Annotated in this window: 27 protein-coding genes; 8 read left to right on the forward strand and 19 right to left on the reverse strand. The window is 67.7% G+C overall.

Translation table 11 applies throughout. The annotated features are described in order from the left end of the window. Positions 1–73: 73 nt before the first annotated feature. Together ACLIVD_RS28390 and ACLIVD_RS28395 are read right to left on the reverse strand one after the other, a co-directional pair. Entirely contained in the window at positions 74–1,201 is a 1,128-nt protein-coding gene (locus ACLIVD_RS28390) for an acyl-CoA dehydrogenase family protein (protein ID WP_491931019.1), read from the reverse strand. Between the two features lie 9 nt (positions 1,202–1,210). Then, on the reverse strand, positions 1,211–2,386 hold the full coding sequence (locus tag ACLIVD_RS28395; RefSeq protein WP_280779966.1) for an acyl-CoA dehydrogenase family protein: 1,176 nt from the start codon (positions 2,384–2,386) through the stop codon (positions 1,211–1,213). A 168-nt stretch (positions 2,387–2,554) separates the two neighbouring features. On the opposite strand from ACLIVD_RS28395, the gene ACLIVD_RS28400 reads away from it, so the two are divergent. Then, positions 2,555–4,186 carry a transposase gene (locus tag ACLIVD_RS28400; protein WP_491932928.1) on the forward strand — a complete coding sequence of 544 codons (1,632 nt, stop codon included), beginning with the start codon at positions 2,555–2,557 and terminating at the stop codon, positions 4,184–4,186. A 112-nt stretch (positions 4,187–4,298) separates the two neighbouring features. Here ACLIVD_RS28400 and ACLIVD_RS28405 read toward each other — a convergent pair whose 3' ends face one another. The 3 genes from ACLIVD_RS28405 to ACLIVD_RS28415 are packed head-to-tail and all read right to left on the reverse strand — an operon-like array spanning position 4,299 to position 5,793. Then, positions 4,299–4,742, reverse strand: coding sequence for a hypothetical protein (locus tag ACLIVD_RS28405; protein ID WP_005252226.1), 444 nt, complete (start codon positions 4,740–4,742; stop codon positions 4,299–4,301). 11 nt (positions 4,743–4,753) lie between these two features. After that, the gene (locus tag ACLIVD_RS28410) at positions 4,754–5,269 is read right to left on the reverse strand and encodes an Rv1363c family protein (RefSeq protein WP_283352902.1); all 516 of its coding nucleotides are present in this window, start codon (positions 5,267–5,269) and stop codon (positions 4,754–4,756) included. After that, the gene (locus tag ACLIVD_RS28415) at positions 5,266–5,793 is read right to left on the reverse strand and encodes an Rv1363c family protein (protein WP_491931020.1); all 528 of its coding nucleotides are present in this window, start codon (positions 5,791–5,793) and stop codon (positions 5,266–5,268) included. The genes ACLIVD_RS28410 and ACLIVD_RS28415 overlap by 4 nt, the downstream gene beginning before the upstream one ends. A gap of 189 nt (positions 5,794–5,982) precedes the next feature. Here ACLIVD_RS28415 and ACLIVD_RS28420 point away from each other — a divergent pair, with 189 nt between their 5' ends. From ACLIVD_RS28420 to ACLIVD_RS28445, 6 genes are read left to right on the forward strand one after another with little or no spacing between them, the layout of a single operon-like run. After that, positions 5,983–6,444, forward strand: coding sequence for an Asp23/Gls24 family envelope stress response protein (locus tag ACLIVD_RS28420; RefSeq protein ID WP_005252221.1), 462 nt, complete (start codon positions 5,983–5,985; stop codon positions 6,442–6,444). Further along, complete coding sequence (locus ACLIVD_RS28425; protein ID WP_009474619.1) at positions 6,441–6,755, forward strand: Asp23/Gls24 family envelope stress response protein; 315 nt, start codon at positions 6,441–6,443, stop codon at positions 6,753–6,755. The genes ACLIVD_RS28420 and ACLIVD_RS28425 overlap by 4 nt, the downstream gene beginning before the upstream one ends. Further along, positions 6,752–6,931 carry a hypothetical protein gene (locus tag ACLIVD_RS28430; protein ID WP_005252219.1) on the forward strand — a complete coding sequence of 60 codons (180 nt, stop codon included), beginning with the start codon at positions 6,752–6,754 and terminating at the stop codon, positions 6,929–6,931. The genes ACLIVD_RS28425 and ACLIVD_RS28430 overlap by 4 nt, the downstream gene beginning before the upstream one ends. Beyond that, positions 6,924–7,904: a DUF6286 domain-containing Asp23/Gls24 family envelope stress response protein gene (locus tag ACLIVD_RS28435; RefSeq protein ID WP_283331087.1), complete on the forward strand. Its 981-nt coding sequence runs from the start codon at positions 6,924–6,926 to the stop codon at positions 7,902–7,904. Before ACLIVD_RS28430 ends, ACLIVD_RS28435 begins: the two co-directional genes overlap by 8 nt. Continuing rightward, positions 7,901–8,476: an Asp23/Gls24 family envelope stress response protein gene (locus ACLIVD_RS28440; RefSeq protein WP_105418861.1), complete on the forward strand. Its 576-nt coding sequence runs from the start codon at positions 7,901–7,903 to the stop codon at positions 8,474–8,476. The genes ACLIVD_RS28435 and ACLIVD_RS28440 overlap by 4 nt, the downstream gene beginning before the upstream one ends. A 34-nt stretch (positions 8,477–8,510) precedes the next feature. Next, positions 8,511–8,783, forward strand: coding sequence for a YciI family protein (locus tag ACLIVD_RS28445; protein WP_491931021.1), 273 nt, complete (start codon positions 8,511–8,513; stop codon positions 8,781–8,783). A gap of 71 nt (positions 8,784–8,854) precedes the next feature. Here the strand turns inward: ACLIVD_RS28445 and tuf are convergent, their stop codons facing one another. The 14 genes from tuf to ACLIVD_RS28515 all read right to left on the reverse strand — a co-directional run bounded on the left by tuf (position 8,855) and on the right by ACLIVD_RS28515 (position 24,672). Continuing rightward, positions 8,855–10,045, reverse strand: a complete 1,191-nt coding sequence (gene tuf / locus ACLIVD_RS28450) for an elongation factor Tu (RefSeq protein ID WP_005252203.1) — start codon at positions 10,043–10,045, stop codon at positions 8,855–8,857. Positions 10,046–10,134: 89 nt separating this feature from the next. Further along, positions 10,135–12,237: an elongation factor G gene (fusA, locus tag ACLIVD_RS28455; protein WP_005258137.1), complete on the reverse strand. Its 2,103-nt coding sequence runs from the start codon at positions 12,235–12,237 to the stop codon at positions 10,135–10,137. Between the two features lie 161 nt (positions 12,238–12,398). Then, on the reverse strand, positions 12,399–12,869 hold the full coding sequence (gene rpsG / locus ACLIVD_RS28460) for a 30S ribosomal protein S7 (RefSeq protein WP_005252199.1): 471 nt from the start codon (positions 12,867–12,869) through the stop codon (positions 12,399–12,401). Further along, positions 12,869–13,243: a 30S ribosomal protein S12 gene (gene rpsL / locus ACLIVD_RS28465; protein WP_005252198.1), complete on the reverse strand. Its 375-nt coding sequence runs from the start codon at positions 13,241–13,243 to the stop codon at positions 12,869–12,871. The genes rpsG and rpsL overlap by 1 nt, the downstream gene beginning before the upstream one ends. 362 nt (positions 13,244–13,605) lie before the next feature. Continuing rightward, complete coding sequence (locus ACLIVD_RS28470) at positions 13,606–14,145, reverse strand: DUF3558 domain-containing protein (RefSeq protein ID WP_011594824.1); 540 nt, start codon at positions 14,143–14,145, stop codon at positions 13,606–13,608. Between the two features lie 11 nt (positions 14,146–14,156). Further along, entirely contained in the window at positions 14,157–14,681 is a 525-nt protein-coding gene (locus ACLIVD_RS28475; protein ID WP_491931022.1) for a DUF3558 domain-containing protein, read from the reverse strand. A 38-nt stretch (positions 14,682–14,719) separates the two neighbouring features. Next, positions 14,720–15,373 carry a TetR/AcrR family transcriptional regulator gene (locus ACLIVD_RS28480; RefSeq protein WP_283331084.1) on the reverse strand — a complete coding sequence of 218 codons (654 nt, stop codon included), beginning with the start codon at positions 15,371–15,373 and terminating at the stop codon, positions 14,720–14,722. A gap of 59 nt (positions 15,374–15,432) precedes the next feature. Beyond that, the gene (locus ACLIVD_RS28485; RefSeq protein WP_491931023.1) at positions 15,433–16,233 is read right to left on the reverse strand and encodes an enoyl-CoA hydratase family protein; all 801 of its coding nucleotides are present in this window, start codon (positions 16,231–16,233) and stop codon (positions 15,433–15,435) included. Continuing rightward, positions 16,233–17,423, reverse strand: a complete 1,191-nt coding sequence (locus ACLIVD_RS28490) for an acyl-CoA dehydrogenase family protein (protein ID WP_105418848.1) — start codon at positions 17,421–17,423, stop codon at positions 16,233–16,235. The genes ACLIVD_RS28485 and ACLIVD_RS28490 overlap by 1 nt, the downstream gene beginning before the upstream one ends. After that, positions 17,420–19,429: an acetyl/propionyl/methylcrotonyl-CoA carboxylase subunit alpha gene (locus tag ACLIVD_RS28495; protein ID WP_491931024.1), complete on the reverse strand. Its 2,010-nt coding sequence runs from the start codon at positions 19,427–19,429 to the stop codon at positions 17,420–17,422. Before ACLIVD_RS28495 ends, ACLIVD_RS28490 begins: the two co-directional genes overlap by 4 nt. 8 nt (positions 19,430–19,437) lie before the next feature. After that, complete coding sequence (locus tag ACLIVD_RS28500; RefSeq protein ID WP_491931025.1) at positions 19,438–21,036, reverse strand: acyl-CoA carboxylase subunit beta; 1,599 nt, start codon at positions 21,034–21,036, stop codon at positions 19,438–19,440. Next, complete coding sequence (locus ACLIVD_RS28505) at positions 21,033–22,181, reverse strand: acyl-CoA dehydrogenase family protein (RefSeq protein WP_105418844.1); 1,149 nt, start codon at positions 22,179–22,181, stop codon at positions 21,033–21,035. The genes ACLIVD_RS28500 and ACLIVD_RS28505 overlap by 4 nt, the downstream gene beginning before the upstream one ends. Further along, a complete protein-coding gene (locus ACLIVD_RS28510; RefSeq protein WP_491931026.1) occupies positions 22,178–23,884 on the reverse strand; it encodes an acyclic terpene utilization AtuA family protein in 1,707 nt (568 codons plus the stop codon). The genes ACLIVD_RS28505 and ACLIVD_RS28510 overlap by 4 nt, the downstream gene beginning before the upstream one ends. Then, entirely contained in the window at positions 23,881–24,672 is a 792-nt protein-coding gene (locus ACLIVD_RS28515; RefSeq protein ID WP_491931027.1) for a TIGR03084 family metal-binding protein, read from the reverse strand. Before ACLIVD_RS28515 ends, ACLIVD_RS28510 begins: the two co-directional genes overlap by 4 nt. On the opposite strand from ACLIVD_RS28515, the gene ACLIVD_RS28520 reads away from it, so the two are divergent. Beyond that, positions 24,650–25,618: an SDR family oxidoreductase gene (locus ACLIVD_RS28520; protein WP_491931028.1), complete on the forward strand. Its 969-nt coding sequence runs from the start codon at positions 24,650–24,652 to the stop codon at positions 25,616–25,618. The genes ACLIVD_RS28515 and ACLIVD_RS28520 overlap by 23 nt on opposite strands. Positions 25,619–25,669 lie beyond the last annotated feature (51 nt).

Raw genomic sequence — 25,669 nt, forward strand, 5'->3', positions numbered from 1 at the left:
CGATACCAATCCGAGACCTGGACCCGTGAGTACTTATTAACCGCGGGCGGTTAATAAGTACTCACGGGGGCGGCTAAATGATGCTGATGGTCCCCTGGGTGGTCGCCGACGCGAGCACCCGCAGGTGGTCGTCGGACCCGCCGAGGGTGTGCTCGATGGCCGTCAACCGGCTCACGTAGTGGCCGACCGGATACTCGGCCGTCATGCCGATGCCGCCGTGCATCTGGATCGCTTCCTGCCCGATCGTGCGGGCGGAGCGGCCGATCTGCAGCTTGGCGCGGGAGGCGACCACCGGATCGGCGGCTCCGTCGGCCAGCGACATCGTCGCGTAGAGACTCATGCTGCGAGCCAGTTCCAGCAGCACGTACATGTCGGCCGCACGGTGCGTGAGCGTCTGGAACTTCGCGATCGGGACACCGAACTGCTTGCGGGTCTTCAGGTACTCGGTGGTCAGTCGCAGCGCTTCCTCCATCGCGCCGACGGCCTCCGCACACAGTGCCGCCTGCGCCCGGATCTGCGCGCTCTCGATCGCCGACGATGCGTCGCCGCCCGCACCGAGAGGCTCCGCCGGGGTGTCCGACAGTTCCACCTGCGCGGCCCGCAATCCGTCGTGGGTCGCGTAGGCGGTGCGGGTCAGGCCGCTGGCATCGGCGTCGACGAGGAACAGTCCGACCCCACCGTCCGGGAGTGCCGCCGTGACGACCAGGGTGTTCGCGCTACCGCCGTGCGGAACGGGGTTCTTGGTACCAGTGAGGGTCCACGCGTCGCCGTCCTTCTTCGCGGTCGTGGACACCTGGGTGGACGGCCAGCGCACACCCGGTTCCCGATCGGCGAAGGCCAGCAGGAGATTGCCCTCGGACACGTCCGGCAGAATCCGGCGACGCTGCTCCGTGCTGCCGGACGCAGCGATCAGACCGCCGGGGACGAGCACGGCGTCGAGGACGGGTTCGGGCGCGAGGCGGCGGCCGATCTCGGTCATCACCGACGCGACCTCGACCGGTCCGGCGCCCATTCCGCCGTCTTCCTCGTCGAAGCTCAGGCCCAGCAGTCCCACCTCGGCGAGTTGCTTCCACACCTGCGGGCTCCACCCCTGCTCGGTGTCGGTGACGGCGTTGCGCTTCTCCGCGTCGTAGCTGCGGCCCAGCAGTTCGCGGGTGGTGTCGCGCAGCAGTTTCTGTTCGTCGGTCAGTTCGAAGTCCATGTCACGCCCTCACAATCCGAGGATCGAGGAGGCGATGATGCTGCGCTGCACTTCGCTCGATCCGCTGTAGATGGAAACCTTGCGGTAGTTCAGATACGTCGGAGTCGTCCGCTGCGCCCAGAGCGGCGAGGCGATGCCGTCACCTGCGGCGAAGGGCAGGGAGTCGGGTCCCGCGACGTCGGTCAGCAGTTCGAGTGTGGCCTGCTGCAGTTCGGACCCGCGCAGCTTCAGCAGCGACGACGCCGGGTTCGGCTTGCCGTCGGCCGAACTGGCCACCACCCGCAGCTGGGTGAGTTCGAGCGCGATGATCTCGTTCTCCAGTTCGGCGATCCGGGCGGCGAACAGCGGATCGTCGAGCAGCGTCCCCTCGCCGACCGAGATCTCGGCTGCGCGTTCCTTCGCCTGCGCGAGACGGACTTTGGAGAATCCCAGCCGGGTCACACCGGTGCGCTCGTTGCCGAGCAGGAACTTGGCGTAGCTCCAGCCCTGGTTCTCCTCGCCCACGAGGTTCTCGGCCGGCACGCGCACGTCCTCGAAGAAGATCTCGTTGACCTCGTAGCCGCCGTCGATCAGCTTGATCGGGCGCACCGTGACGCCGGGCGTCTTCATGTCGACGAGGATGAACGAGATGCCGGCCTGCTTCTTGGGGGCGTCCGGGTTGGTGCGGGCAAGGACGAAGATCCAGTCGGCGTGCTGCGCGAGGGTGGTCCACGTCTTCTGGCCGTTGATCACGTAGTCGTCGCCGTCGCGGACGGCGCGGGTCTTCAGCGACGCGAGGTCGGAGCCTGCCTCGGGTTCGGAGAATCCCTGGCACCACCAGATGTCGAGGTTGGCGGTCGGGGGAAGGAATTTCTCCTTCTGCTCCTGCGATCCGAATGCCGCGATGACGGGGCCGACCATGCTGGTGTTGAACGCGAGCGGCTCGGGTACCGAGGCGAGCTGCAGTTCGTCGAGCCAGATGTGCTTCTGCACCGGAGTCCAGTCGCGGCCGCCCCACTCGACCGGCCAGTGCGGCGTCGCGAGCCCGTTGGCGTTCAGAATCCTCTGGGACTCGATGAACCCTTCCTTCCCCACTTCTTCACCACGCGCATACCGCTCGCGGATCTCCGCCGGAATCTGCGTGGTGAAGAACGTTCGCATCTCGTCGCGGAACGCCAGCTCCTCGTCGGTCAAGGCCAGATTCATCGGAATTCCTTCGCACTCGAGGTCGGATTCATGTTCTGTTCCCGACGTTACTCCCTCGTGCGACTCCGCCGCCCGTGAGTACTTGTTAACCGCCGGGGGGCTGTTTCAAATTTCCGGGTCGGGGTCTCCGCGTGCCGCGGCGCCCCGACCTGATGTTTCTTGGATAATGTGTTGGTGGCCAAGGGGTATCGACCGGTGAATCGTGATCAGCAGTTTTTGTTGCCACCGGACATGCGGGAGTGGGTGCCGCCCACGCATCCGGTGTGGACGGTGATCGAGATCGTCGACACCCATCTCGACACCAGCGCTTTTCACGGCTCTCGCCGCACCGGGGGTGCCGGGCGCGCCGGGTACGACCCGGACATGCTGGTGACCCTGCTGATCTGGGCGTGGTCGCGGGGGGTGCGGTCGTCGCGGCAGATCGAGCGGGCCTGCTCGGAGGTGGTGTCCTACCGGGTGATCTGCGCCGGCGACACCCCCGATCACGTGACGATCTCACGGTTCCGCAAGGACAACCACACCGCCTGCGAGGCCCTGTTCACGCAGGTCCTGATCCTGGCCGCACGGTTGGGTCTGGGCCGACTCGAGACGATCGCGTTGGACGGGGTGAAGATCGCCTCGAACGCATCGAAGGACGCCAACCGCACCGAGGACGGGCTGCGCCGGGCAGCCGAGGCCGAGGCCGCGCGGATCGCCGCCGCCGCGGTGGCCGCGCACGCCGCCACCGATGACGCCGAGGACGACCTCTACGGCGAGGACGATCCGGGCCCGGGACAGGTGCCGGCGGAGTTGGCCGATCCCAGCACCCGCTCGGCCCGGATCGCCGAGGCATTGGCCCAGCTCGACGCGGAGAAGGACGCCGAACGGTGCGAGCGGGAGGGGAAGGCGCAGGACTATCTGGCCCGGCTCGACGCGGGCCAGACGGTGATGGGCCGGGTGCCGGTCGGGGCCGAGGTCGCCGCCGCCGAGCGGCGTCTGGCCGAGGCGGTCGCCGCCCAGCACGCGGTGATCGAGCGGTTCCAGGGTGGCACCGAGGCCGGGGGCGGGGGCACCCGGTTCGCACCGAAACCGGTCGAGAAGCACCACCTGGTCCGGCGCCGGCGCACCGAACTCGACACCGCCCTCCGCAAACAGGGCGAGCGCACCGCCGCCGCCGGGCAGCGGCGCCGCAACACCACCGATCCCGACTCGCGGTTGCAGCCGCTGCGCGGCGGCGGCTGGGTGCAGGGCTACAACTGTCAGGCCTTCACCAGCGAGGACGGGTTGATCCTGGCCACCGGGGTCGGGACCGGCCCGGCGGACTACGACTATTTCCCCGAGATGGTCGACAAGGCCGGGGCGGCCGCGCACCTGATCGACACCACCCGACGTGGGAAGGAACCGACCGGCACGAGCCCGGAGGAGCTGATCGGGGTGATGCTCTTCGACGCCGGCTACTGCTCCCGCGAGAACCTCACCGCGCCGGGCCCGGACCGGTTGATCGCCACCGGCAAATCCCGTCACCTCGAGGCCGCCGCCACCGCTGATCCGGTCACCGGACCGCCACCGCCGCAAGCGGATCCGATCCAGGCCATGACCCACCGGCTGCGCACCGAGGCCGGTATCGCCACCTACCGCAAACGCTCACCCATCGCCGAAACCGTGTTCGGGCACGCCAAACACAACCTCGGATTCCGCCGCTTCACCAGCCGCGGACTCGACCGCGCCCGCAGCGAATGGGCGTTCCACGCCGCCGTGCACAACCTCGGCAAGATCCTCACCCACCTGACCGGCGGCACCCCGCTCCCGGCCACCCCCTGACCCGGCGGGGGCCACCCCCGCACCGGCACCCACCTCGGCACGAGACACCCGCACCCGGACCGCCCTCACTCAATTCCGCAACAGCCCCCCGCGGTTAACAAGTACTCACGGGTCAGGCGGTGCGAAGGACGAGCAGATACGCACCACCGGCGGCATCGATCTGCGTCTCGACGTTCAGTTCCGGTGCAAGACGGGACAACCTGTCGAGCAACCACTCCGCCGCGTCCTCGGCGTCCGATTTGCCCGGACATCGCGCCACCGCCACCCGTCCGCCCTTGCGGCCGAGTTGTTCGACCACACCGATGATCGGGGCGGGATCGACGACGAACAACCGGTCGGGCCACGGCACGACCGGTTTGACGGCACCCTTCTTGGTGTTGCACGCCCGGTGCGCAAGGCGTTCGACGCCGCCCTTCGCCTTGGCCTTCTTCGCGGTGACGACGCTGTCGATGCTGGGGCCACGCGGATCGTTGACCGACATGTCGGGGTCCACCGGTTCGTCACACAGCCAGCAACGCCACGACTCGCGGTCGCCGACCTCTCGAAGAGTACTCATGGGCGCCAACGCTACCCGGACGACTGAACCGGATCGAAGCCCGAAATCAGCCAGTTGTCGCCGGACTTGGTGAGCTCGACGGTGATGCTCGTCGCCGTTGCCGCCGGTTCCGGTTTCGCCGCACTGGTGGTGGTCTGATTGACGAACAACAGCACCGTCGCGGTGTCGGCCGCCACCTCGACCGGACCGGACGCGGCCACCGTCGCCTGGGTCGCGACCTGGCTCTCCTTGGCCGCCGGGACGACGACGTCCGTCGTGAACTGTGTGTAGTAGTCGAGGAACTCCCCCGTCAGGCGTTCCTTCGCGGCGCCGACGTCGTTCTCCACCGTGTCCGGCTTGTAGGACAGCAGGGCGATCGCGCCCTGCGACGCGGTGTCGGTGACGGTGGCGCGGACGGCGTCGTCGACGCGCTGGTCGGGTCGGTAGAGCGTGAAGTACAGAACCCCCGCCAGCACGGCCGCGGCCACGGTGAGCGCGCCCAGAATCAGGAGGAGTCTGCGCGACTTCGGCGATGCGTCGGTACTCACTGCACGAACCCCGCCTTCACGATCTTGTACGTGCCGTCCTCGAGTTGCATCGTCACCCGCATCCGCTGACCGCGCGGCTCCTCGGCCGCGCCGCCCGCATTGGACACCTTCTGCGCGACCGCGACGAGCACGTCCGCGGAGTCGCCGTTCTGCGTCTCGATCGCAGCCTGGCGCACCTCCCCCTGGGACTTGACCTTGGCCTCCTGCATGACCGCGATGAGGTCCTTGGATCGGGCTTCGAATTCGTCGCGGAATTCTCCGGCCGAGCCGTCGAGTACCTTCTGCACGTCTTCGTCGGCCCGCTCGAAGTCCATCGTCGTCAGATTCACGACGCCCTGCCGCGCTGCTTCGAGGATCTCGGATCTCTGCTGAGCCTCCTGCGCCGCCTGCCGGTGTGTGTAGCCGAAGTAGCCGCTGACCGCGACGAACGCGAGTGCGAGGACGGCCAGAACCACCACACCCGCGGCGACGGCCGGCGTCCGGGCATGAGGAGCGGCGTCCTCACCGGTGGGCTCTTCCGCCATGGGGTTCCTTCCGTCGGGCTGCGTCTGCGTTACCTGCATCACGTCAGATGTTACCGGGTAGTCATATCAAATATTTTTGGGTGTCTCCCGTCACGGGATCCGCGGACGGAAAGGCGCGTGGGAGACCCCGCGTACGGTCGGTGATCATTACTGTTGAGGAGAAGGCAGGCGACTCGAAGGGGATCCACGATGACCAGCGATTCAGGGGCACGCAGCCGCGTGCAGTTCGGTGCCGGGGCGACGCCGGAACTCGTCAGTTCCGAGGGACGGACCATCATCGCGGACGCCGTGGTCGCCAAGATCGCCGGGATCGCCACCCGTGAGATCAACGGCGTCTACGACGTGGGCGGCGGTACCGCGCGCGCTGTCGGTGCCCTCCGCGATCGGATCCCCGGCGCCCGCGTCAACCACGCCCAGGGCGTCGCCGTCGAAGTCGGCGAGAAACAGGCCGCAATCGACATCGGCATCGTCGCGGAATACGGTGTCGCACTGCACGAACTCGCGGTCGGCATCCGACGCAACGTCATCGCGGCCGTCGAGCGCATGACCGGGCTCGAAGTGACCGAAGTGAACATCACCGTCTTCGACGTCATGCTGTTCGACGAATCCGAGGCCGCGTCCGAGCTCGACGGCAAACCGAGGGTGCAGTGACCGGACCACTTCCACCGGACACCCACGCCGAGGACATCTCCGAACGCATCGTCGCCGCCGTCCTCGCCACCCCCGGAGTGGCAGCGATGCACGGCGGCGCGTTCGGTGAAGTCGCGACCTACCTGCCCGGACGCCGGGTGACCGGGGTGACCGTCGGCCCCACGTCCTGTGCCGTCCACCTCGCGGCTCGCTACCCCGCCAACGTCGTCGACACCGCCGAAAGAGTGCGGGCCGCAGTGGAATCGCTGGTGGACGTCCCCGTCGACGTGACCATCGAAGATCTCCTGACAGAGACAGGACAATCTCAATGAACAGCACAATCACAGGCCTGATCGTCGGGTTACTTCTCGCCATCGCCGGCATCCTCGGTGGTTTCAGCGGATTCGTCTTCGCCGTCCTCCTCGGCGCGCTGGGCATGGCCGTCGGCGCGCACCGCGACGGCCACCTCGATCTCGGCGCCATCCTCCGAAGCCGCGGCCGTGGCTGAACCCTTCACCGCACCCCCCGCCGGTCCGCATGACGACGCGGCGCTCGACGACACCGCCCTGCGCGGCGAACTGGTCATCAAGGAGCGCGCCGTCGTGAAGATCGCCGTCGCCGCAGCACTCCAGGTACCCGGCGTCGTCAAGCAGTCCGGTGGGCTGTCCCGCCTGACGGGGCGGGAACTCCCCCGCGCCGACGTCTCGACGGGAGCGGGCGCCGTCGCGATCAACCTGTACATCGCGGTGCAGTGGCCGTGCCACCTCGACCTCGTCAACCGCCGGCTCCGCGCGCAGGTGCACCGTCAGGTCGAGCAGATGACGGGCATGCCGGTCATCGAACTCAACATCGTGGTCGTCGGAACGGAATCCGCCGCCCCCGAAGACAGTTCGGCCGAAGGCCGTTACTCCGAACAGGGCGATCCTGCCGTGCCGCCCGCCCCGGTGGCGCCCCTCCGGCCACGCACGCCGCGCGCGACCCCGGCCGCTGTGCCCGCCGCGATCATCGTCGCCGTCGGAGCCCTCGGTCTCGCGGTCGTCGCAGCGCGTGAGCTGCTCATCATGCGCGGCACCTTCGCCAACGCGCCCTGGATCCGCAACACCGTGCAATGGCTGGGCCGGCTGCACTGGTCCGAGTGGATCGTCCCCGTCGCCGCAGGCGCGATCGTGCTGGGGGTCGTGTTCATCGTCGCGGCCCTCAAACCGCGGCCGCGCACCCACCTGCCGCTCGCAGTCGGTGACACCCCGATCGTCTGGCTCCGCCCCACCGACCTCGCTCGCAACTCCAGTAGTCACGCCAAGACCGTCCCCGGCGTGCTGTCGGCGCACACGACGGTCGACCGCAAACACGTCACCGTCCGCGTGGTGCGCACCGAGTCGACACCCGCCGGCGACGTGGCCATCTCCGTACGCGAGGCCGTGGAACCGACGCTGTCGCTGCTCGGCACGTCCCCCGAACTCCGAGTGCAGGTGAAACCGTGAGACATCGGACCGCCGCCGTCAACCGGGTCATCGTCCTGCTCGTGGGGCTCGCACTCCTCGGATTCGGCGCGTACGCCCTGGCCTGGGACCTGCATGTTCCGATCGTCCGCGAATGGGTGTCGCGGTACGACCGCGCGCGTGTCACCGCACTCCCCGACCAGGACTGGTGGGGCTGGGCGCTCGCCGCGACGGTCGTCGTGGGGCTGGTCTTCGGGATCGTGCTCCTCGCCCTGGACCTCACCCGGCGACGCACGTCCCCCGTCGCCGTACCGGACCGCGAATCGGGCACCTACGTCACCGTCGACCTCGGCTCCCTCGCCAACGGAGTCGCCAGCGAACTCGCGCAGTACCCCGGAGTGCGGCAGACACGCGCTCGCGCCGTCATCGAACGCGGACTCCCCACCCTGTCGATCGTCGTGACCGCCGACCCCACGCTCGACATGTACGACTTCACCCGCAAATCCGAGGACGTCGCGTCCTGGGTCGCATCGACCCTCGGCGGTGAAGAGGTCGCCACCCAGGTCCTGCTCCACCTCGACCGCGCCGACCACCCGGTGCACGTCGAAAGCTGACACGCGGCGTTCCGGTCTCGGTAGGTTCGGTGCCATGGAATACGTGGTGTTCTACGCGACCGATCCGACCACCGCCGCCAGGATTCCGGAGATCTATCCACGACACCGGGAGTACCTCGACGCGTTCGCCGCGGAAGGTGGGCTGCTCGGTATCGGACCGTTCGACGACCCGGCGAGCAACGGGTCCATGGCGATCTTCAGCAGCCGCGAGCGCGCAGGACAATTCATCGCCCGCGACCCGTTCGTCCTCGAGGGCATCGCGCATCCCAGCGACATCCGAGAATGGGATGCGTTGAACTACCGCTGAGTGTCACACCCCGAAAACGCCAATGGCGCCCACCCCGGAGGGTGAGCGCCATTGGCGTTGGTGGAGCTAGATCACTTGTTGATCTTCGTGACCTTGCCGGCGCCGACGGTACGGCCGCCTTCGCGGATCGCGAAGCGCAGGCCCTCGTCCATGGCGACGGGCTGGATCAGCTTGACGGACATCTCGGTGTTGTCACCGGGCATGACCATCTCGGTGCCCTCGGGCAGCGTCACAACGCCCGTCACGTCCGTGGTACGGAAGTAGAACTGCGGACGGTAGTTGTTGAAGAACGGCGTGTGGCGGCCGCCCTCGTCCTTGGACAGGATGTACGCCTGGCCCTCGAACTCGGTGTGCGGGGTGGTGGTGCCGGGCTTGACGACAACCTGTCCACGCTCGACATCTTCGCGCTTGATACCACGAACCAGCAGACCGACGTTGTCACCGGCCTGGCCCGAGTCGAGGAGCTTGCGGAACATCTCGATACCCGTGACCGTGGTCTTGGTCTTGGTTTCCTTGATGCCGACGATCTCGACGTCCTCGTTGACGTTGATCACGCCACGCTCGATACGACCGGTGACGACGGTGCCACGACCGGTGATCGTGAAGACGTCCTCGACGGGCATGAGGAAGGGCTTCTCGGTCTCGCGGACCGGGTCCGGGATGGACTCGTCGACCGCAGCCATGAGCTCGAGGATGTTCTTGGTCCACTCCGGGTCGCCCTCGAGCGCCTTGAGTGCGGAGACCTTGACAACCGGAGCGTCCTCGTCGAACTCCTGCGCAGCGAGGAGCTCACGGACCTCCATCTCGACGAGCTCGATGATCTCGTCGTCGTCCACCATGTCGGCCTTGTTCAGGGCGACGAGGATGTACGGCACGCCGACCTGGCGGGCGAGCAGCACGTGCTCACGCGTCTGGGGCATCGGGCCGTCGGTGGCCGCGACCACGAGGATGGCGCCGTCCATCTGCGCCGCACCGGTGATCATGTTCTTGATGTAGTCGGCGTGACCGGGAGCATCGACGTGCGCGTAGTGGCGCTTCTCGGTCTGGTACTCAACATGCGAGATGTTGATCGTGATACCGCGAGCCTTCTCCTCAGGAGCCTTGTCGATCTCGTCGAAGGCCGAAGCCTCGTTGAGATCCGGGTACGCGTCGTGCAGAACCTTGGTGATGGCCGCGGTCAGCGTGGTCTTGCCGTGGTCGACGTGACCGATGGTGCCGATGTTCACGTGCGGCTTCGTCCGCTCGAACTTCGCCTTCGCCACTGTGTGTCCTCCTGGACTGATTGATGCTTGCGGTATGCAGCAGTGCGGTTGTTATTACTGGGTCGTGCTTCGGCCGGCTGGAACCGAGGTTACTCGCCGGTCGCCTTGGCGATGATTTCCTTCGAGACGTTCGCGGGAACCTCTGCGTAGGAATCGAACACCATGGAGAAGTTCGCCCGGCCCTGGGTCTTCGACCGCAGATCACCGATGTAACCAAACATCTCCGAGAGCGGAACCAGCGCCTTCACGACACGGGCACCACTGCGTTCCTCCATGGCCTGGATCTGGCCACGGCGGGAGTTCAGGTCGCCGATCACGTCACCCATGTATTCCTCGGGTGTGGTGACCTCGACAGCCATGAGCGGCTCGAGAATGACCGGGCCGGCCTTGCGGGCGGCTTCCTTCAGCGCCTGCGAACCGGCGACCTTGAAGGCCATTTCCGACGAGTCGACGTCGTGGTAAGCACCGTCGAGCAGCGACAGCTTCAGGTTCACCAGCGGGTAGCCGGCGAGAACGCCGTACTGCATCGCGTCCTGCGCGCCTGCATCCACGGAAGGGATGTACTCGCGAGGGATGCGACCGCCGGAAACCTTGTTCTCGAACTCGTAGGTGGCACCGTCTTCGCCGACGAACGGCTCCAGCGCGATGATCACCTTGGCGAACTGGCCCGATCCACCCGTCTGCTTCTTGTGGGTGTAGTCGTGCTTCTCGACCTTCTTGGTGATGGTCTCGCGGTAGGCAACCTGCGGCTTGCCGACGTTGGCCTCGACCTTGAACTCGCGACGCATACGGTCGACGAGGATGTCGAGGTGGAGCTCGCCCATGCCGCCGATGACGGTCTGGCCGGTCTCCTCGTCGAGCTCGACGGAGAACGTCGGGTCCTCTTCGGCGAGCTTCTGGATCGCGGTGCCCAGCTTCTCCTGGTCGGACTTGGTCTTGGGCTCGATCGAGACCTGGATGACCGGGTCCGGGAAGCTCATGGACTCGAGCACGATCGGGGCGTCCTGTGCACACAGGGTGTCACCGGTCGTGGTGTCCTTCAGACCGATCATCGCGTAGATGTGGCCGGCCACGGCCTCGTCGACCGGGTTCTCCTTGTTGGCGTGCATCTGGAAGAGCTTTCCGATGCGCTCCTTCTTGCCCTTGGTCGCGTTCATGACCTGGGCGCCCGGATCGATCCGACCGGAGTACACGCGGACGAACGTCAGCTTGCCGAAGAACGGGTGCGAAGCGATCTTGAAGGCCAGAGCCGAGAACGGCTCTTCCTTGCTCGGCTTACGAGTGAGGATCTCTTCTTCGTTGCCCAGGGCGTGACCCTGGACCTCGCCGATGTCCAGCGGGTTCGGCAGGTAGTCGATGACCGCGTCGAGCATGGGCTGAACGCCCTTGTTCTTGAACGCGGAACCGCACAGAACCGGGTACAGCTCGGAGTTGACCGTCATCTTGCGGATGGCGCCCTTGATCTCCTCGACGGAGAGCTCCTCGCCGGCGAAGTACTTCTCCATGAGCTTTTCGTCGGACTCGGCAACCGTCTCGAGCAGCTTCTCGCGGTACTCGGCAGCCTTGTCGGCGAGATCGGCCGGGATCTCCTCGATGGTGGGCTCGGCGCCGATGGCGACCGTGCCACGCCAGGTGACAGCCTTCATCTCGACCAGGTCGACGACGCCGTCGAAGTCGTCCTCGGCGCCGATCGGCAGCTGCAGGACGAGCGGCTTCGCGCCGAGGCGGTCGATGATGGTCTGGACCGTGAAGTAGAAGTCCGCGCCCATCTTGTCCATCTTGTTGACGAAACAGATGCGCGGAACGTCGTACTTGGCGGCCTGACGCCACACCTGCTCCGACTGGGGCTCGACGCCCTCTTTGCCGTCGAACACTGCGACGGCGCCGTCGAGCACGCGGAGCGAACGCTCCACCTCGACGGTGAAGTCGACGTGGCCCGGCGTGTCGATGATGTTGATCTGGTTGTTGTTCCAGAAGCAGGTCACCGCGGCAGAGGTGATCGTGATGCCGCGTTCCTTCTCCTGTTCCATCCAGTCCGTGGTCGAGGCACCGTCGTGCGTCTCACCGATCTTGTAGTTGACACCGGTGTAGAACAGGATGCGCTCGGTGGTCGTGGTCTTGCCGGCATCGATGTGCGCCATGATGCCGATGTTGCGGACCTTGTTCAGGTCGGTCAGCACTTCCTGTGCCACAGGATTCTTCCCCGCTCGTAGCTCGTGTATCGGGTGTCGGCCTCCCCGGTGTTCCACCAGCGGGGCCATTGTCTCGAGTTGTAGATCAGCCGGTCCCCGGTAGGGGCCCGACGTGCGACGACGCCGGAGCAGTCACGGTAGGTGACTGCTCCGACGTGACGTCACCAGCGGTAGTGGGCGAATGCCTTGTTGGCTTCGGCCATCTTGTGAGTGTCCTCACGGCGCTTCACAGCGGCACCCAAGCCGTTGCTGGCATCGAGGAGCTCGTTGGCGAGACGCTCGACCATGGTCTTCTCGCGGCGCTGCCGGGAGAAGGTCACGAGCCAGCGGAGCGCGAGGGTGGTGGAGCGGCCCGGACGGACCTCGACCGGAACCTGGTAGGTGGCGCCACCGACACGGCGGCTGCGGACCTCGAGGGCGGGCTTGACGTTGTCCAGTGCGCGCTTGAGGGTGACGACCGGGTCGGTGCCGGTCTTCTCGCGCGCCTGCTCGAGTGCTTCGTAGACGATGCGCTCGGCGGTGGACTTCTTGCCGTCCAGGAGAATCTTGTTGACGAGCTGCGTCACCAGGGGCGAACCGTAGACCGGGTCGTTGATGAGCGGACGCTTCGGAGCGGGGCCCTTACGTGGCATTAGCTCTTCTCCTTCTTGGCGCCGTAGCGGCTGCGGGCCTGCTTGCGGCCCTTGACACCCTGGGTGTCGAGCGAGCCACGGATGATCTTGTAGCGCACACCGGGGAGGTCCTTCACACGACCACCGCGGACGAGCACCATCGAGTGCTCCTGCAGGTTGTGACCCTCGCCCGGGATGTAAGCGGTGACCTCGACGGAACTGGTCAAGCGCACACGCGCGACCTTACGGAGCGCCGAGTTCGGCTTCTTCGGGGTGGTGGTGTACACGCGGGTGCACACGCCACGACGCTGCGGGCTGCCCTTGAGGGCTGCCGTCTTGACCTTCGCGGTCTTGTCGCGGCGGCCCTTGCGGACCAGCTGGTTGATGGTTGGCATTTACCGGCTTTCTTCGTGTTGAACAGACTGCTCTGGACAAGCAACCTTGGCTGTTCTGAAATTAGGGATCTAGCAGTTGGGGCAAGAGAGCTGCTGCCCCTCACCCGCGCCTCGAGCTGCACCCGAGGTCGGGTGTGTCGCATACCCCCACACAGGCAGCCGGATGCTCGTTCCATGCAGAAATCTGCACGAACGCGCGCACGGCAATACCTCGCTAGGCACACAGATCGGCCCGGGCATGCCGGACACGACCCACAACGATACCCGGCGGCGCGCCGGAAGGTCAAAGTGGGTTGGCAGTGGTAAGGGCTGACCTGCGATGTGGGGTACTGCTCGGAGCTGTCGGTACGGACACGGGCACATCAACTACTCAGATTGAGCGTCAGATCCGCAAGCGTCGATGCCGCTTCACACGGGTCTGCCGCCCCCGTCTGGAACTGTACCCACCAGCCGACGACGCCCGCGGAGGGTGATCCGACCGTCACTCCGCACGCCCCCGGATCGCCGGGGGGACGCATCACGACGGCCTTGCGGCCCTGGATGGTGGAGGACTCCACGGTGTAGCCGAGCTTCTCGCCTGTCGACTTCTCCGTGTCGAGGGAACCCGTCTCGAACCAATTGAACGTCACCTTCACGGGACCGTTGGCGCCGACCGCGTCCCAGCGGCAGATCGCGCCGAAGAAACCCCGTTCGATGGCGTCGGCACCGACGGTCTGAGCGATCTGTTCGTCGGCGACGGCGTTGCACTCCTCCAGCAGGGCCGTGAACTGTTCGGTGTCACCGGACGAGGACGCCCCCTCTGCCCTGGGTGAGCCCTCGATCGTCGACCCGCACCCCGCGATCAGCCCGACCGCGGTGGCCGCGGCCAGCACCCGCACGGCGCGCCACGTCCCGCTGCTCATCACTCCCCCGCTCACTTGGCCCTCGACACGCTGAGTTCGGCGAGATCGCGCGCCACCGTGCACGGGTCCGCCGCGGGTTGCGCATCCGCGTACATCACCGACCAGTGCACGAAGTCACCCCCGAACTCCACACCGAGTTCGCACAGAATTCCTTCGGACGACGCAATGAATCCGGGATGCCCCTCGATGTCGATGTCGGTGGCAGGCCTGCCGATCAGCTCGGAACCCGCCCGCTCGCGGCCGATGGGGCTGCCGCGGTACCAGGAGAACGTCACGCTGGGACCGCCGATTCCCGCGGTTTCCCACTCGCAGCCGACGGAATTACGCGTCACGCCGGTGAAGGTCGGCATCCCGAACGCCTTCGCCACCTCGTCGTCGGTGACCGAACCGCACTGACCGAAGAACGGGCCCGGATCGGTCACCTGCGGGAGTTGCTGCGCGGGGGGTTCGGTACCGGAATCGTCTCCGTCTCCCCCACAGCCGGCCAGACCGGCCGCGACGGTGATCAGGACGAGCGCTCCCCATTTCCGGCCCATGGTCGGTGACTCTACCGATCCCCGCGCTCTTTGCCCGGTCAGTCGAGAACGGCCACGTCGAGGCTCCGCGGCTCTACCGACTGACCGCTCCGCGGCTGTCCGGACGGTAACGCCGCGTCCAGCTGCGCCGCCCACTGCCGCACGATCTCCGCCCGTCGTTTGGAGTCGTCCGTGAGCACGTCGGCCAGACCGAGTCCGCGGGCGAGATCGAGGGTGGCCTGGACGAGCCGGTGCGCCACCGGGTCGGCGTCGTCGAACCCGAAGTGTTCGACGGCGGTGCGGTGCGCGACCCGCCCGAACCGCTCCTCGAGCGGCACGATCCGGGCCCGGAGTTCGGGGTCGGCTGCGGCGGCCGTCCAGACCTGCAGCGCCGCCTTGAACAGGGTGCCCGTGTAGTAGTCGACGAGCCGCGACACCACCGCCTCGGTGCGTCCCTCCCCGGTCGGCAGATCGGTGGCTTCGCGCCGGGCCTGCTCCATCCGCGCGTCGAACATGACCTCGAGTGCCGCGGTGATGAGGTCTTCGCGGGTGGGAAAATGGTGCTGGGTCGCGCCGCGGGACACGCCGGCGCGCTGGGCGACGAGGCTCACCGTGGTGGCACCCCAGCCCAGCTCGGCGAGGCAGTCGATGGTGACCTCGAGGAGATGCCCGCGCGTGACCCGGCTACGGTCCTGCTTCGGTTCGCGGGTCATGTGCCACTTCCTCTCGTCGCGCTGCGCGCCCGTGAGCGGGTGACGAGTCCAGAGACTCGTCAACCACGCACGGGGCCGGAGGCCCATCTCGGCGGCCGCTTCTGCAGAAACGCCATCATGCCCTCCCGCGCCTCCTCGGATTCGAACAGCCTCGCCGACTGGGCGGTCAGCTCGTCGGTGTAGCGGTCGAAATCGGCGAGCACACTGCGCGTCGTCAGGGTCTTCGATTCGGCCAGACCCTGCGGCGACGCCTGCCGCAACTGGTCCAGCAACTCCTCGACGGTGTCCTCGGGATCCTCGGCGGACTCGCTGATCAGCCCGATGGCCTCCGCCTCGTGGGCACCGAACTTCTCGCCCGTGAGGAGGTAGCGGCTCGCCGCGCGCGAATCGATACGCGGCAGCACCGTCAACGAGATGATCGACGCGGCAAGTCCGAGCCGGACCTCGGTGAGCGCGAACGTGCTGCGCGGGCCGGCGACGGCGATGTCGCAGGCCCCGACCAAGCCCATGCCCCCGGCCCTGACGTGACCGTCGATCCGGGCGATCACCGGCTTCGGCAACTCGACGATGGCCCGCAGCAGGTCGGCCATCTGCCGGGTCCGCGAGCCGACGTCGCCGGACGTCTCACTCAGATCCGCCCCGGCGCAGAACGTGCCGCCGGTGTGGGTGAGGACGACGCCGCGGACGTCGTTGTCCGCGGCGGCGTCCCGCAATCCCTGCAGCAGTTCGTCCACGAGCCTGCCGGAGATCGCGTTCCTGTTGTGGGGCGAATCGAGGGTGAGGGTGGCGAACCCCCGGTTCACCTCGTACCGGACGTACCGGTCGGCTTCCACGTCGGTCATGTGCTGTCCGTTCGACATCAGTACGACTTCGGCAGCCCGAGCGAGTGCTGGGAGACGAAGTTCAGGATCATTTCCCGGCTCACCGGGGCCACACGGGCGATGCGTGCCGCGCCGAGCATCGCCGCGAGACCGTATTCCTTGGTCAGGCCCGCGCCACCGTGCGTCTGGACAGCCTGGTCGAGTGCCTTGATGCTGGCTTCGGCGGCGGCGTACTTGGCCATGTTGGCGGCCTCGGCGGCGCCGAAGTCGTCGCCGCTGTCGTAGAGGACGGCCGCCTTCTGCATCATCAGCTTGGCGAGTTCGAGTTCGATCTTGATCTGCGCCAGCGGATGCGAGATGCCCTGGTGCGCGCCGATCGGCTCCTTCCACACCGTGCGTTCCTTCGCGAACCGCACCGCGGCGTCCAGCGCGTATCGGCCCATGCCGATCGCCATGGCGGCGCCGAGTATGCGTTCGGGGTTGAGACCCGCGAACAGCTGCATCAACGCCGCGTCGGCCTCGCCGACGAGCGCGTCGGCGGGCAGCCGGACGTCGTCGAGGAACAGCATGAACTGGTGGTCGGGCTCGACGATGTCCATCTCCATCGGCGTCTTCACGAAGTTCTCGGCGTCGGTGGGGACGATGAACAGTGCAGGCTTCAGCTTGCCGGTCTTCGAGTCCTCGGTCCGCGCGACGATCAGCACGGCGTCGGCCTGGTCGACCCCGGAGATGTAGATCTTGTTCCCCGACAGCAGCCAGTCCTCAGCTTGACCATCACCCCTCGCTTCGCTCGACCGGACCCGACGCGCGGTGGTCGTGATCTGGTGCGAGTTCGAACCCGCGTCGGCCTCGGTGATGCCGAACGCCATGATCTTCGAACCGTCGGCGAGGCCGGGGAGCCAGGCCTGCTTCTGCTCCTCGGTGCCGTACTTGCCGATGATCGTGCCGCAGATGGCCGGCGACACGACCACCAGCAGGAGGCCGGCGCCGTGGGCCGCGAGCTCTTCCTGAACGAGGGCGAGTTCGTAGATGCCTGCCCCGCCGCCCCCGTATTCCTCGGGGAGATTGACGCCGAGGAAGCCGAGTTTGCCCGCCTCGTTCCACAATTCGGTCAGCGGTTCGCTGCGCCGCGCCCGGGGCAGCACGTAGTCGATGTAGTTGAACCGCTCCCCGAGCCTCGACACGGAGGCGCGGAGTTCCTTCTGTTCTTCGGTCTCGATGAAGCTCATAGTTCTCCTCCAGGCTGCGCTGCTTCGACTACTGCAAGGACCGTTCCCACGTCGACCTGCTGACCGGCGGTCACGGAAAGTTCGGTGAGGACACCGGAGGCCGGTGCCTTGATCGTGTGTTCCATCTTCATCGCCTCGAGCCACACGATCGGCTGACCGGCGGTCACGGTGTCGCCGGCCGCGGCGCCGAGGCGGATGACGGAACCCGGCATCGGCGCGAGCAGCGACCCCTCGGCGACGACGGCGCTCGGATCGGTGAATCGCGGTGCGGCGTGCAGGCTCACCGGGCCCAGGGCGGAGTCGACGAACACGTCGTCCCCGTACCGGGACACCGCGAACGAGCGGCGCAGCCCCGCGACGTCCAGTGCGACGTGCCGCGCCGTGGCCGACACGAGCGCGACGTCGTCGAAGCCCTCGGCCTTCAGCCCGTACCGGGTGAGCAGGTACCGGATCTCGATGTCACCGCCTCCGCCCGTGAACGTCTTGCTCTGCGGCGCGGACGCCAGGTTCCGCCATCCGCTGGGCAGCGAGGTGTTCACGGTCGCGACGTCGCGGTTGTGCGCGGCGTCCGCGAGTGCGGCGGCCAGCGCCGACAGTCGCTCGGTGTCGGCCGAGGCCAGCGGACGTGCCAGCGCGTCCAGCCCGTGCGTGTCGAAGAAGGCGGTGTTCGTGTCGCCGGCGAGGAATGCCGGGTGGCGGAGCACGTTGACGAGGAGGTCGCGGTTGGTGCGCAGTCCGTGGATCTGCGCACGACTCAGGGCCGTGGCCAGCCGGGTGGCCGCCTGTGTGCGGGTGGGCGCGAAGGCGATGACCTTCGCGAGCATCGGGTCGTAGTGCACGCCGACGGTGGATCCGTCGACCACGCCGGAGTCGAGGCGGATCCCCGGGGAGCGCAGGACGTCGAATTCGACCGCGTTGTCGGGCAGGTCCAGGCGGTGGACCGGTCCGCTCTGCGGCTGCCAGTTCTGCGCCGGATCCTCGGCGTACAACCGGACCTCGATGGAATGGCCGGACACCGCCGGCGATTCGGCGCCGAGCGCCTGCCCGGACGCCACCTGCAGTTGCAGTTCCACGAGGTCGAGGCCGGTGGTGCATTCGGTGACCGGGTGTTCCACCTGCAGCCGGGTGTTCATCTCGAGAAAATAGAACTCGCCCGCGTCCGGGTCGTCTCCCCCTCGCTCCGCTCGACCGGAAGCGAGGAACTCGACCGTTCCCGCGCCCTCGTAGTCGATGGCCTTCGCCGCGAGCCGGGCGGCCTCGAACAGTCGCTCGCGCATCCCGGGGACGGCTTCGACCAACGGTGACGGCGCCTCTTCCACCACCTTCTGGTGCCGACGCTGGATGGAGCATTCACGCTCCCCCACCGCCCAGACGGTTCCGTGCCGGTCGGCCATCACCTGGACCTCGATGTGCCTGCCCGTTTCCAGGTATCGCTCGCAGAACACGGTCGGGTCGCCGAAGGCCGACTGCGCTTCGCGGCGGGCGCCTTCCAGCTGTTCCGAGAGGTCCGCGAGCTCACGCACGACGCGCATGCCGCGTCCGCCGCCACCTGCGGACGCCTTGACGAGCACCGGCAGGTCCGCTTCGGTGACGGCGCCCGGGTCGAGTTCGGCCAGCACCGGAACTCCGGCGGCGGCCATCATCTTCTTGGACTCCACCTTCGAACCCATCATCTCGATGGCGGGCGCGGGCGGCCCGATCCACGTCAGCCCCGCGTCGTGGACGGCGCGCGCGAAGTCCGCGTTCTCGGAGAGGAACCCGTAGCCGGGGTGGATGGCATCGGCGCCGGCGAGCAGTGCCGCCTCGATGACGAGGTCACCGCGCAGGTACGTGTCGGCGGGACTGTTGCCCGGCAACCGGACCGCGGTGTCGGCCTCGGCGACGTGCGGGCTGAGGGCGTCGGCGTCCGAGAACACGGCGACGGTCCCGATGCCTGCGCGGCGGCAGGTGGCGAAGACGCGGCGGGCGATCTCACCACGATTGGCAACCAGTACGGACTGGATCATGTCGGGCCTCACATCCGGAAGACGCCGAAGTTCTCGGCGCCTTCGATCGGGGCGTTGGCAATGGCCGACAGGCACATTCCCACCACGGTTCGGGTGTCGCGCGGGTCGATCACGCCGTCGTCGTAGAGGCGACCGGACAGGAACATCGGCACGGATTCCGCCTCGATCTGGTTCTCGATCATGGCGCGCATGCCGGCGTCGGCCTCTTCGTCGAACGCCTGCCCGCGGGCCTCGGCAGAGGCGCGGCTGACGATGGAGATGACACCGGCCAGCTGCGCCCCACCCATCACGGCGGATTTGGAACTGGGCCAGGCGAACAGGAAGCGCGGATCGAATGCGCGTCCGCACATGCCGTAGTGGCCGGCGCCGTAGGACGCGCCGAGCAGGATCGAGATGTGCGGGACGGTGGAGTTGGAGACGGCGTTGATCATCATCGACCCGTGCTTGATCATCCCGCCCTCCTCGTACTCCTTGCCCACCATGTAGCCGGTCGTGTTGTGCAGGAACAACAGCGGTGTGTGCGAGCGGTTGGCGAGCTGGATGAACTGGGTGGCCTTCTGCGATTCCTCGCTGAACAGAACGCCGCGCGCGTTGGCGAGGATGCCCACCGGGTATCCGTGCAGTTCGGCCCAGCCCGTGACGAGTGACGATCCGTACATCGGCTTGAACTCGTCGAAATCGGAGCCGTCGACCATGCGGGCGATCACCTCGCGGGGATCGAACGGGATCTTGAGGTCGGCGGGGACGATGCCGAGCAGTTCCTCGGGGTCCTCGAGCGGTTCGATGACCTCGGCCCGGGGCGCGGGACCCTGCTTCTTCCAGTTCAGGCGCTTGACGATGCTGCGGCCGATCCGGATGGCGTCCTGCTCGTCGACCGCGAAGTAGTCGGCGAGGCCGGACTTGCGGGCATGCATCTCGGCGCCGCCGAGGGTTTCGTCGTCGGATTCCTCACCGGTGGCCATCTTCACGAGCGGCGGTCCGGCGAGGAACACCTTGGACCGTTCCTTGATCATGACGACGTGATCGGACATGCCGGGGATGTACGCGCCGCCGGCCGTCGAGTTGCCGAAGACGAGGGCGATGGTCGGGATACCCGCGGCGGAGAGCTGGGTGAGGTCGCGGAACATGCGGCCACCGGGGATGAACACTTCCTTCTGGGTGGGAAGGTCGGCGCCGCCGGATTCCACGAGGGAGATGACGGGGAGCCGGTTCTGCCGGGCGATGTCGTTGGCGCGGAATCCCTTCCGCAACGTCCACGGATTGCTGGTGCCGCCGCGGACCGTCGGGTCGTTGGCGACGATCAGGCACTCGACGCCCTCCACCACGCCGATACCGACGACAGTGCTGGCGCCGACCGGGAAGTCGCTGCCCCACGCCGCGAGCGGGCACAGTTCGAGGAACGGCGAGTCGGGGTCGAGGAGCAGTTCGATGCGCTCCCGGGCGAGGAGCTTGCCGCGCTTCTTGTGCCGCTCGGTGTACTTCTCGCCGCCGCCAGCGAGTGCCTTGGCGTGCTCGGTGTCGATCTCGGTGAGCTTGTCCGTCATGGCCTTCGCCGCCGCGGTGTACTCTTCGGAACTCGTGTCCAGCGTGGACTTCAACGTGGTCATGACTGATACCCCAATCGCTTGGCCGCGAGCCCCGTCAGGATCTCGGTGGTACCGCCACCGATCCCGAGGATGCGCATGTCGCGGTACTGCCGTTCCACTTCGCTCTCCCGCATGTAGCCGAGGCCGCCGAACAGCTGGACGGCCTGGTTGGCCACCCATTCGCCCGACTCGACGGCGGTGTTCTTCGCGAAGCAGACCTCCGCGATGAAGTCCTCGTTCGACACGAGCGAACGCTCCACCAGCGCTCTGGTGTAGACGCGGGCCACGTCGGTCTTGCGCGCCATCTCCGTGACCGTGTTCTGCACCGACTGCCTGCTGATCAGCGGACGGCCGAACGTCTCGCGGTCGCGCACCCACTGCAGCGTGAGGTCGAGGCACCGTTGCGCGCTCGAATAGGCCTGCGCGGCGAGGGCGATGCGCTCGGTGAGGAATGCCTGGGCGATCTGCGCGAACCCGCTGTTCTCCTCGCCGACCAGGTTGGCGGCGGGCACCCGGGCGTCGACGAACGACAACTCGGCCGTGTCCGACGCACGCCAGCCCATCTTGTCGAGTTTGCGTGCCACCTCGAAGCCCGGTGTGCCCTTCTCGATCACGAGCAGGGAGACCCCCGATGCGCCGGGACCGCCGGTGCGGACGGCGGTGACCACGAAGTCGGCCCGGACAGCAGACGTGATGAACGTCTTGGATCCGTTGACGACGTAGTGGTCGCCGTCGCGGACCGCCGTGGTCCGCAGATGCCCGACGTCGGAACCGCCGCCGGGTTCGGTGATGGCGAGGGAGCCGATTAGCTCGCCGCGCAGGGTGGGGCGGACCCACTTCTCGATCTGCTCCGGGTCACCGGCCGCTGCGAGGTGCGGCAGCGCGATTCCCGACGTGAACAGGGAAGCGAACGCGCCACCCGATGCACCCGCCTGGTGGAATTCCTCGCAGATCAGTACCGCGTCGACGAGGTCACCGCCCTCGCCTCCGACGGATTCGGGGAAGCCGGCGCCGAGCAGACCCAGCTCGGCGGCCTCCCGGTGCAGCGCGCGGGGCAGTTCGCCGTCGCGTTCCCACTCGTCCAGGTGCGGCAGTATCTGTCGTTCGACGAAGCTGCGCACCGTCTTGCGCAGTTCCTGCCGCTCGGGTGTGTCCCACACGCTCACAACGTTGTCCCTTCGGGAAGAAGTGCTTCCGGTATGTCGAGGTGCCGGGATCTCAGCCATTCGCCGAGACCCTTGGCCTGCGGGTCGAACCGGGCCTGGGACGCGACGCCCTGCCCGAGGATTCCCTCGATCACGAAGTTGACGGCGCGCAGTTTCGGCAGCACATATCTCGTGACGGTGAGGTCGGCGGCCTCCGGGAGGAGGCGCTTGACTTCGTCGACGGTCAGGGCGTGGGCCAGCCACCGCCACTGTTCGTCGGTACGCACCCACACACCGACGTTCGCGTTGCCGCCCTTGTCCCCACTGCGCGCTCCGGCGATGGTGCCGAGCGCCACCCGGACCGTGGGTTCGGCACCCCGCGGCTCCGGGAGCGCGGGTTCGGCGACGTCCTCGAGTTCGCGGACGTCGGTGGCGGGTTCGATGTCGACGCGCGTTCCGTCCGGCAGCACCGCGACGTGCGGCACCTCCTTGGCGTACACGTATCCCGGGGTGAACACGCCGTAGGGCTGCCCCTGCCCGGGGGGCGCCGTCAGCGTGAAGCCCGGGTAGCTCGCCAATGCCATTTCGACTGCGACGGAGGAGAATCCGCGTCCGACCGCGTTGGCGTCGGAATCCCGGACCACGCAGCGCAGCAGCGCGCTCGCGGCCTCCTCGGTGTCGGCGTCCGGGTGATCGGTGCGGGCGAGCGACCAGTCGAGTTCGGCCGGCCGCGTGGGAAGCCACCCCTCGAGCTGCCGTTTCACCAGGGCAGCCTTGGCCTCGATGTCGAGGCCGGTGAGGACGAACACGGCCTCGTTGCGGAATCCCGCGAGCGTGTTCAGTGACACCTTGAGCTGCGGCGGCGGTGCCTCCCCGACGACGCCACTGATGCGCACGCGGTCGGGTCCGTCCTGCGACAGTGCGGCGGAGTCGATCCGCGCGGTCACGTCCGGACCGGCGTAGCGGCCACCGGTGATCTCGTACAGCAACTGCGCGGTGACGGTGCCGACGTTCACGGCGCCGCCGGTCAGGGGGTGCTTGGTGATGACGGACGAACCGTCCGAGTCGATCTCGGCGATCGGGAATCCGGGACGGTCGAGGTCGTCGATCTCGGTGAAGAACGCGTAGTTGCCGCCCGTCGCCTGGGTGCCGCACTCGATGACGTGCCCCGCCACCACGGCGCCGGCGAGCTGGTCGAAAGCGTCTCGCTGCCAGCCGAAGTGCGCGGCGGCCGGGCCGACGATGACGGACGCGTCGGTGACGCGCCCGGTGACGACGACGTCGGCACCGGCATTCAGGCATTCGACGATGCCCCACGCGCCGAGGTAGGCGTTGGCGGTCAGCGGGCTGCCCAGGCCCAGTTCGGCGGCCCGGCCGATGAGGTCGTCGCCTTCGACGTGGGCGATCGTCGCCTGCAGCCCCAGCTTGTCGTTCACCTCCCGCAACGCGTCCGCGAGACCGCCCGGGTTGAGGCCGCCGGCGTTGGCGACGATGCGGACTCCCTTGTCGAGGGCCAGCCCGAGGCAGTCCTCCGCCTGACGGAGGAACGTCTTGGCGTAGCCGCGATTCGGGTCCTTCATGCGGTCGCGGCCGAGGATCAGCATGGTGAGTTCGGCGAGGTAGTCGCCGGTCAGATAGTCCAGCTCGCCGCCTTCGAGCATCTCGCGCATCGCCGACAGGCGGTCGCCGTAGAAGCCGGAGCAGTTGCCGATCCGCACGGTCATCGGGTTCCCGCCTCACGGCCGCCGCCCGCGGGGCCCGCGAAGGCCTGAGCGATGTTCAGCCACGCGTCCGCATCCGCGCCGGTGGCCTCGAGGGCGAGATCCGCTCGGTTCGCGCGCTGCGTGACGAGGAGGCAGAAGTCCTCGGCGGGCCCGGTGACCTTCTGCGCGGCATCCTCGGGTCCCCACGTCCAGACGGACACTCCGTCGGGGGCGGTCAGTTCGACGCGGAACTCCTCCGTGGGTGGGGCGAGTTCGTTAACGGCGTAGGCGAAGTCGCGGGTGCGGACACCGAGGTGGGCGATGCTCTTCAACCGCTCGGTGGGTGTGCGCGGCACCGAGAGCGCGTCGGCGACGTCCTGGCCGTGCGCCCACGTCTCCATCAGGCGGGCGGTGGCCATCGAGGCCGCCTTCATCGGCGGGCCGTACCAGAGGATCTTCTGTCCCGGCGGCACCGCCAGGAGAGCCTCCGCGAGTCGAGCCCGGGCCGAGCGCCAGGCCTCGAGCAGTTCCGCAGGTTGCCGCCGGGCGTGCTCCTCGGCGCCGGCATCGACGAAGCCGGCCGGGTTCGAGGCGGCCACCGTCAGTTGCTCGGTGAAGCCGTCGGGGTCGGTGATCGCCAGGAGGGCGGCCTCGTCGGTCCACAGCAGATGTCCGATCTGGTGGGCGATGGTCCAGCCCTCGGCCGGTGTCGGATCGGCCCAGCGGGAGTCGGGGAGGTCGGCGACCAGGGCATCCAGTGAATCGCTCTCGGCGCACAAGTCGTCGATGAACCTCTGCAGTTCAGCCATGCGACCAGCATCACACCGGCCCGATAAAAAAGCAAGCACGATTGATTGTTATTTGGCTGCGGATCGTCCGGCGAGCTGCCACGCTGGTCACGTGATACGACAGTTGCTCACCCATGCCGCGCTCAACCCTCTCCCCTCCCCGCGCGCACTGGCCGCCCGAGTCGTACCGGGAACCGGCCATCGCATCGCCGGGAAACGAATCCTCGTCACCGGTGGTTCCTCGGGGGTCGGGGAAGCGGCCGCACGCCGGCTCGGCGCCCTCGGCGCGGAGGTGGTCCTCGTGGCCCGCGGCTCCGACGCCCTCGAGTCCGTGCGCGACGACATCCTGCGGTCCGGTTGCGACGCGCACGCCGTCCCCTGCGACCTCACGGACCCGGAGTCCGTCGACGCCCTCGTCGCTCAGGTGCTCGGGGAGATCGGCCCCGTCGACGTCCTCGTCAACAACGCCGGGCGGTCGATCCGGCGGACGGTCGAGGATTCGCTGGACCGATTCCACGACTTCGAGCGCACCATGGCCGTCAACTACTTCGGCTCGACGCGACTGACCCTCGCGTTGCTCCCGTCGATGATCGAGCGCCGCGAGGGCCACATCATCAACGTCGCGACGTGGGGAGTACCCGCCGGCGTGATGCCCAAGTTCTCCGCCTACCACGCGTCCAAGGCGGCCGTCGGCGCGTTCGGCCGAAGCCTCGGCGCCGAAGTGCGCGACCGCGGAATCTCCGTGACCACCCTGGACTTTCCCTTGGTCCGGACTCCGATGATCGCGCCCACCACGGACTACGACGCGATGGCTGCCCTGACTCCCGAGCAGGCGGCGGAATGGTTCGTTACCGCCGTGCGCACCCGGCCGATCGAACTGCTCCCCAGTTACGCCGAACTGTTCCGGGTGCTCGGCACGTTCGCGCCGTCCGCCACCGACGCACTGGTACGGCGCACCGGCATCTGAGCGCAATGACAGACTGGGACGGTCTCGAATCCGCGCTCACACCCGAGGGAG

This window comes from Rhodococcus sp. G6(2025), assembly GCF_058628105.1.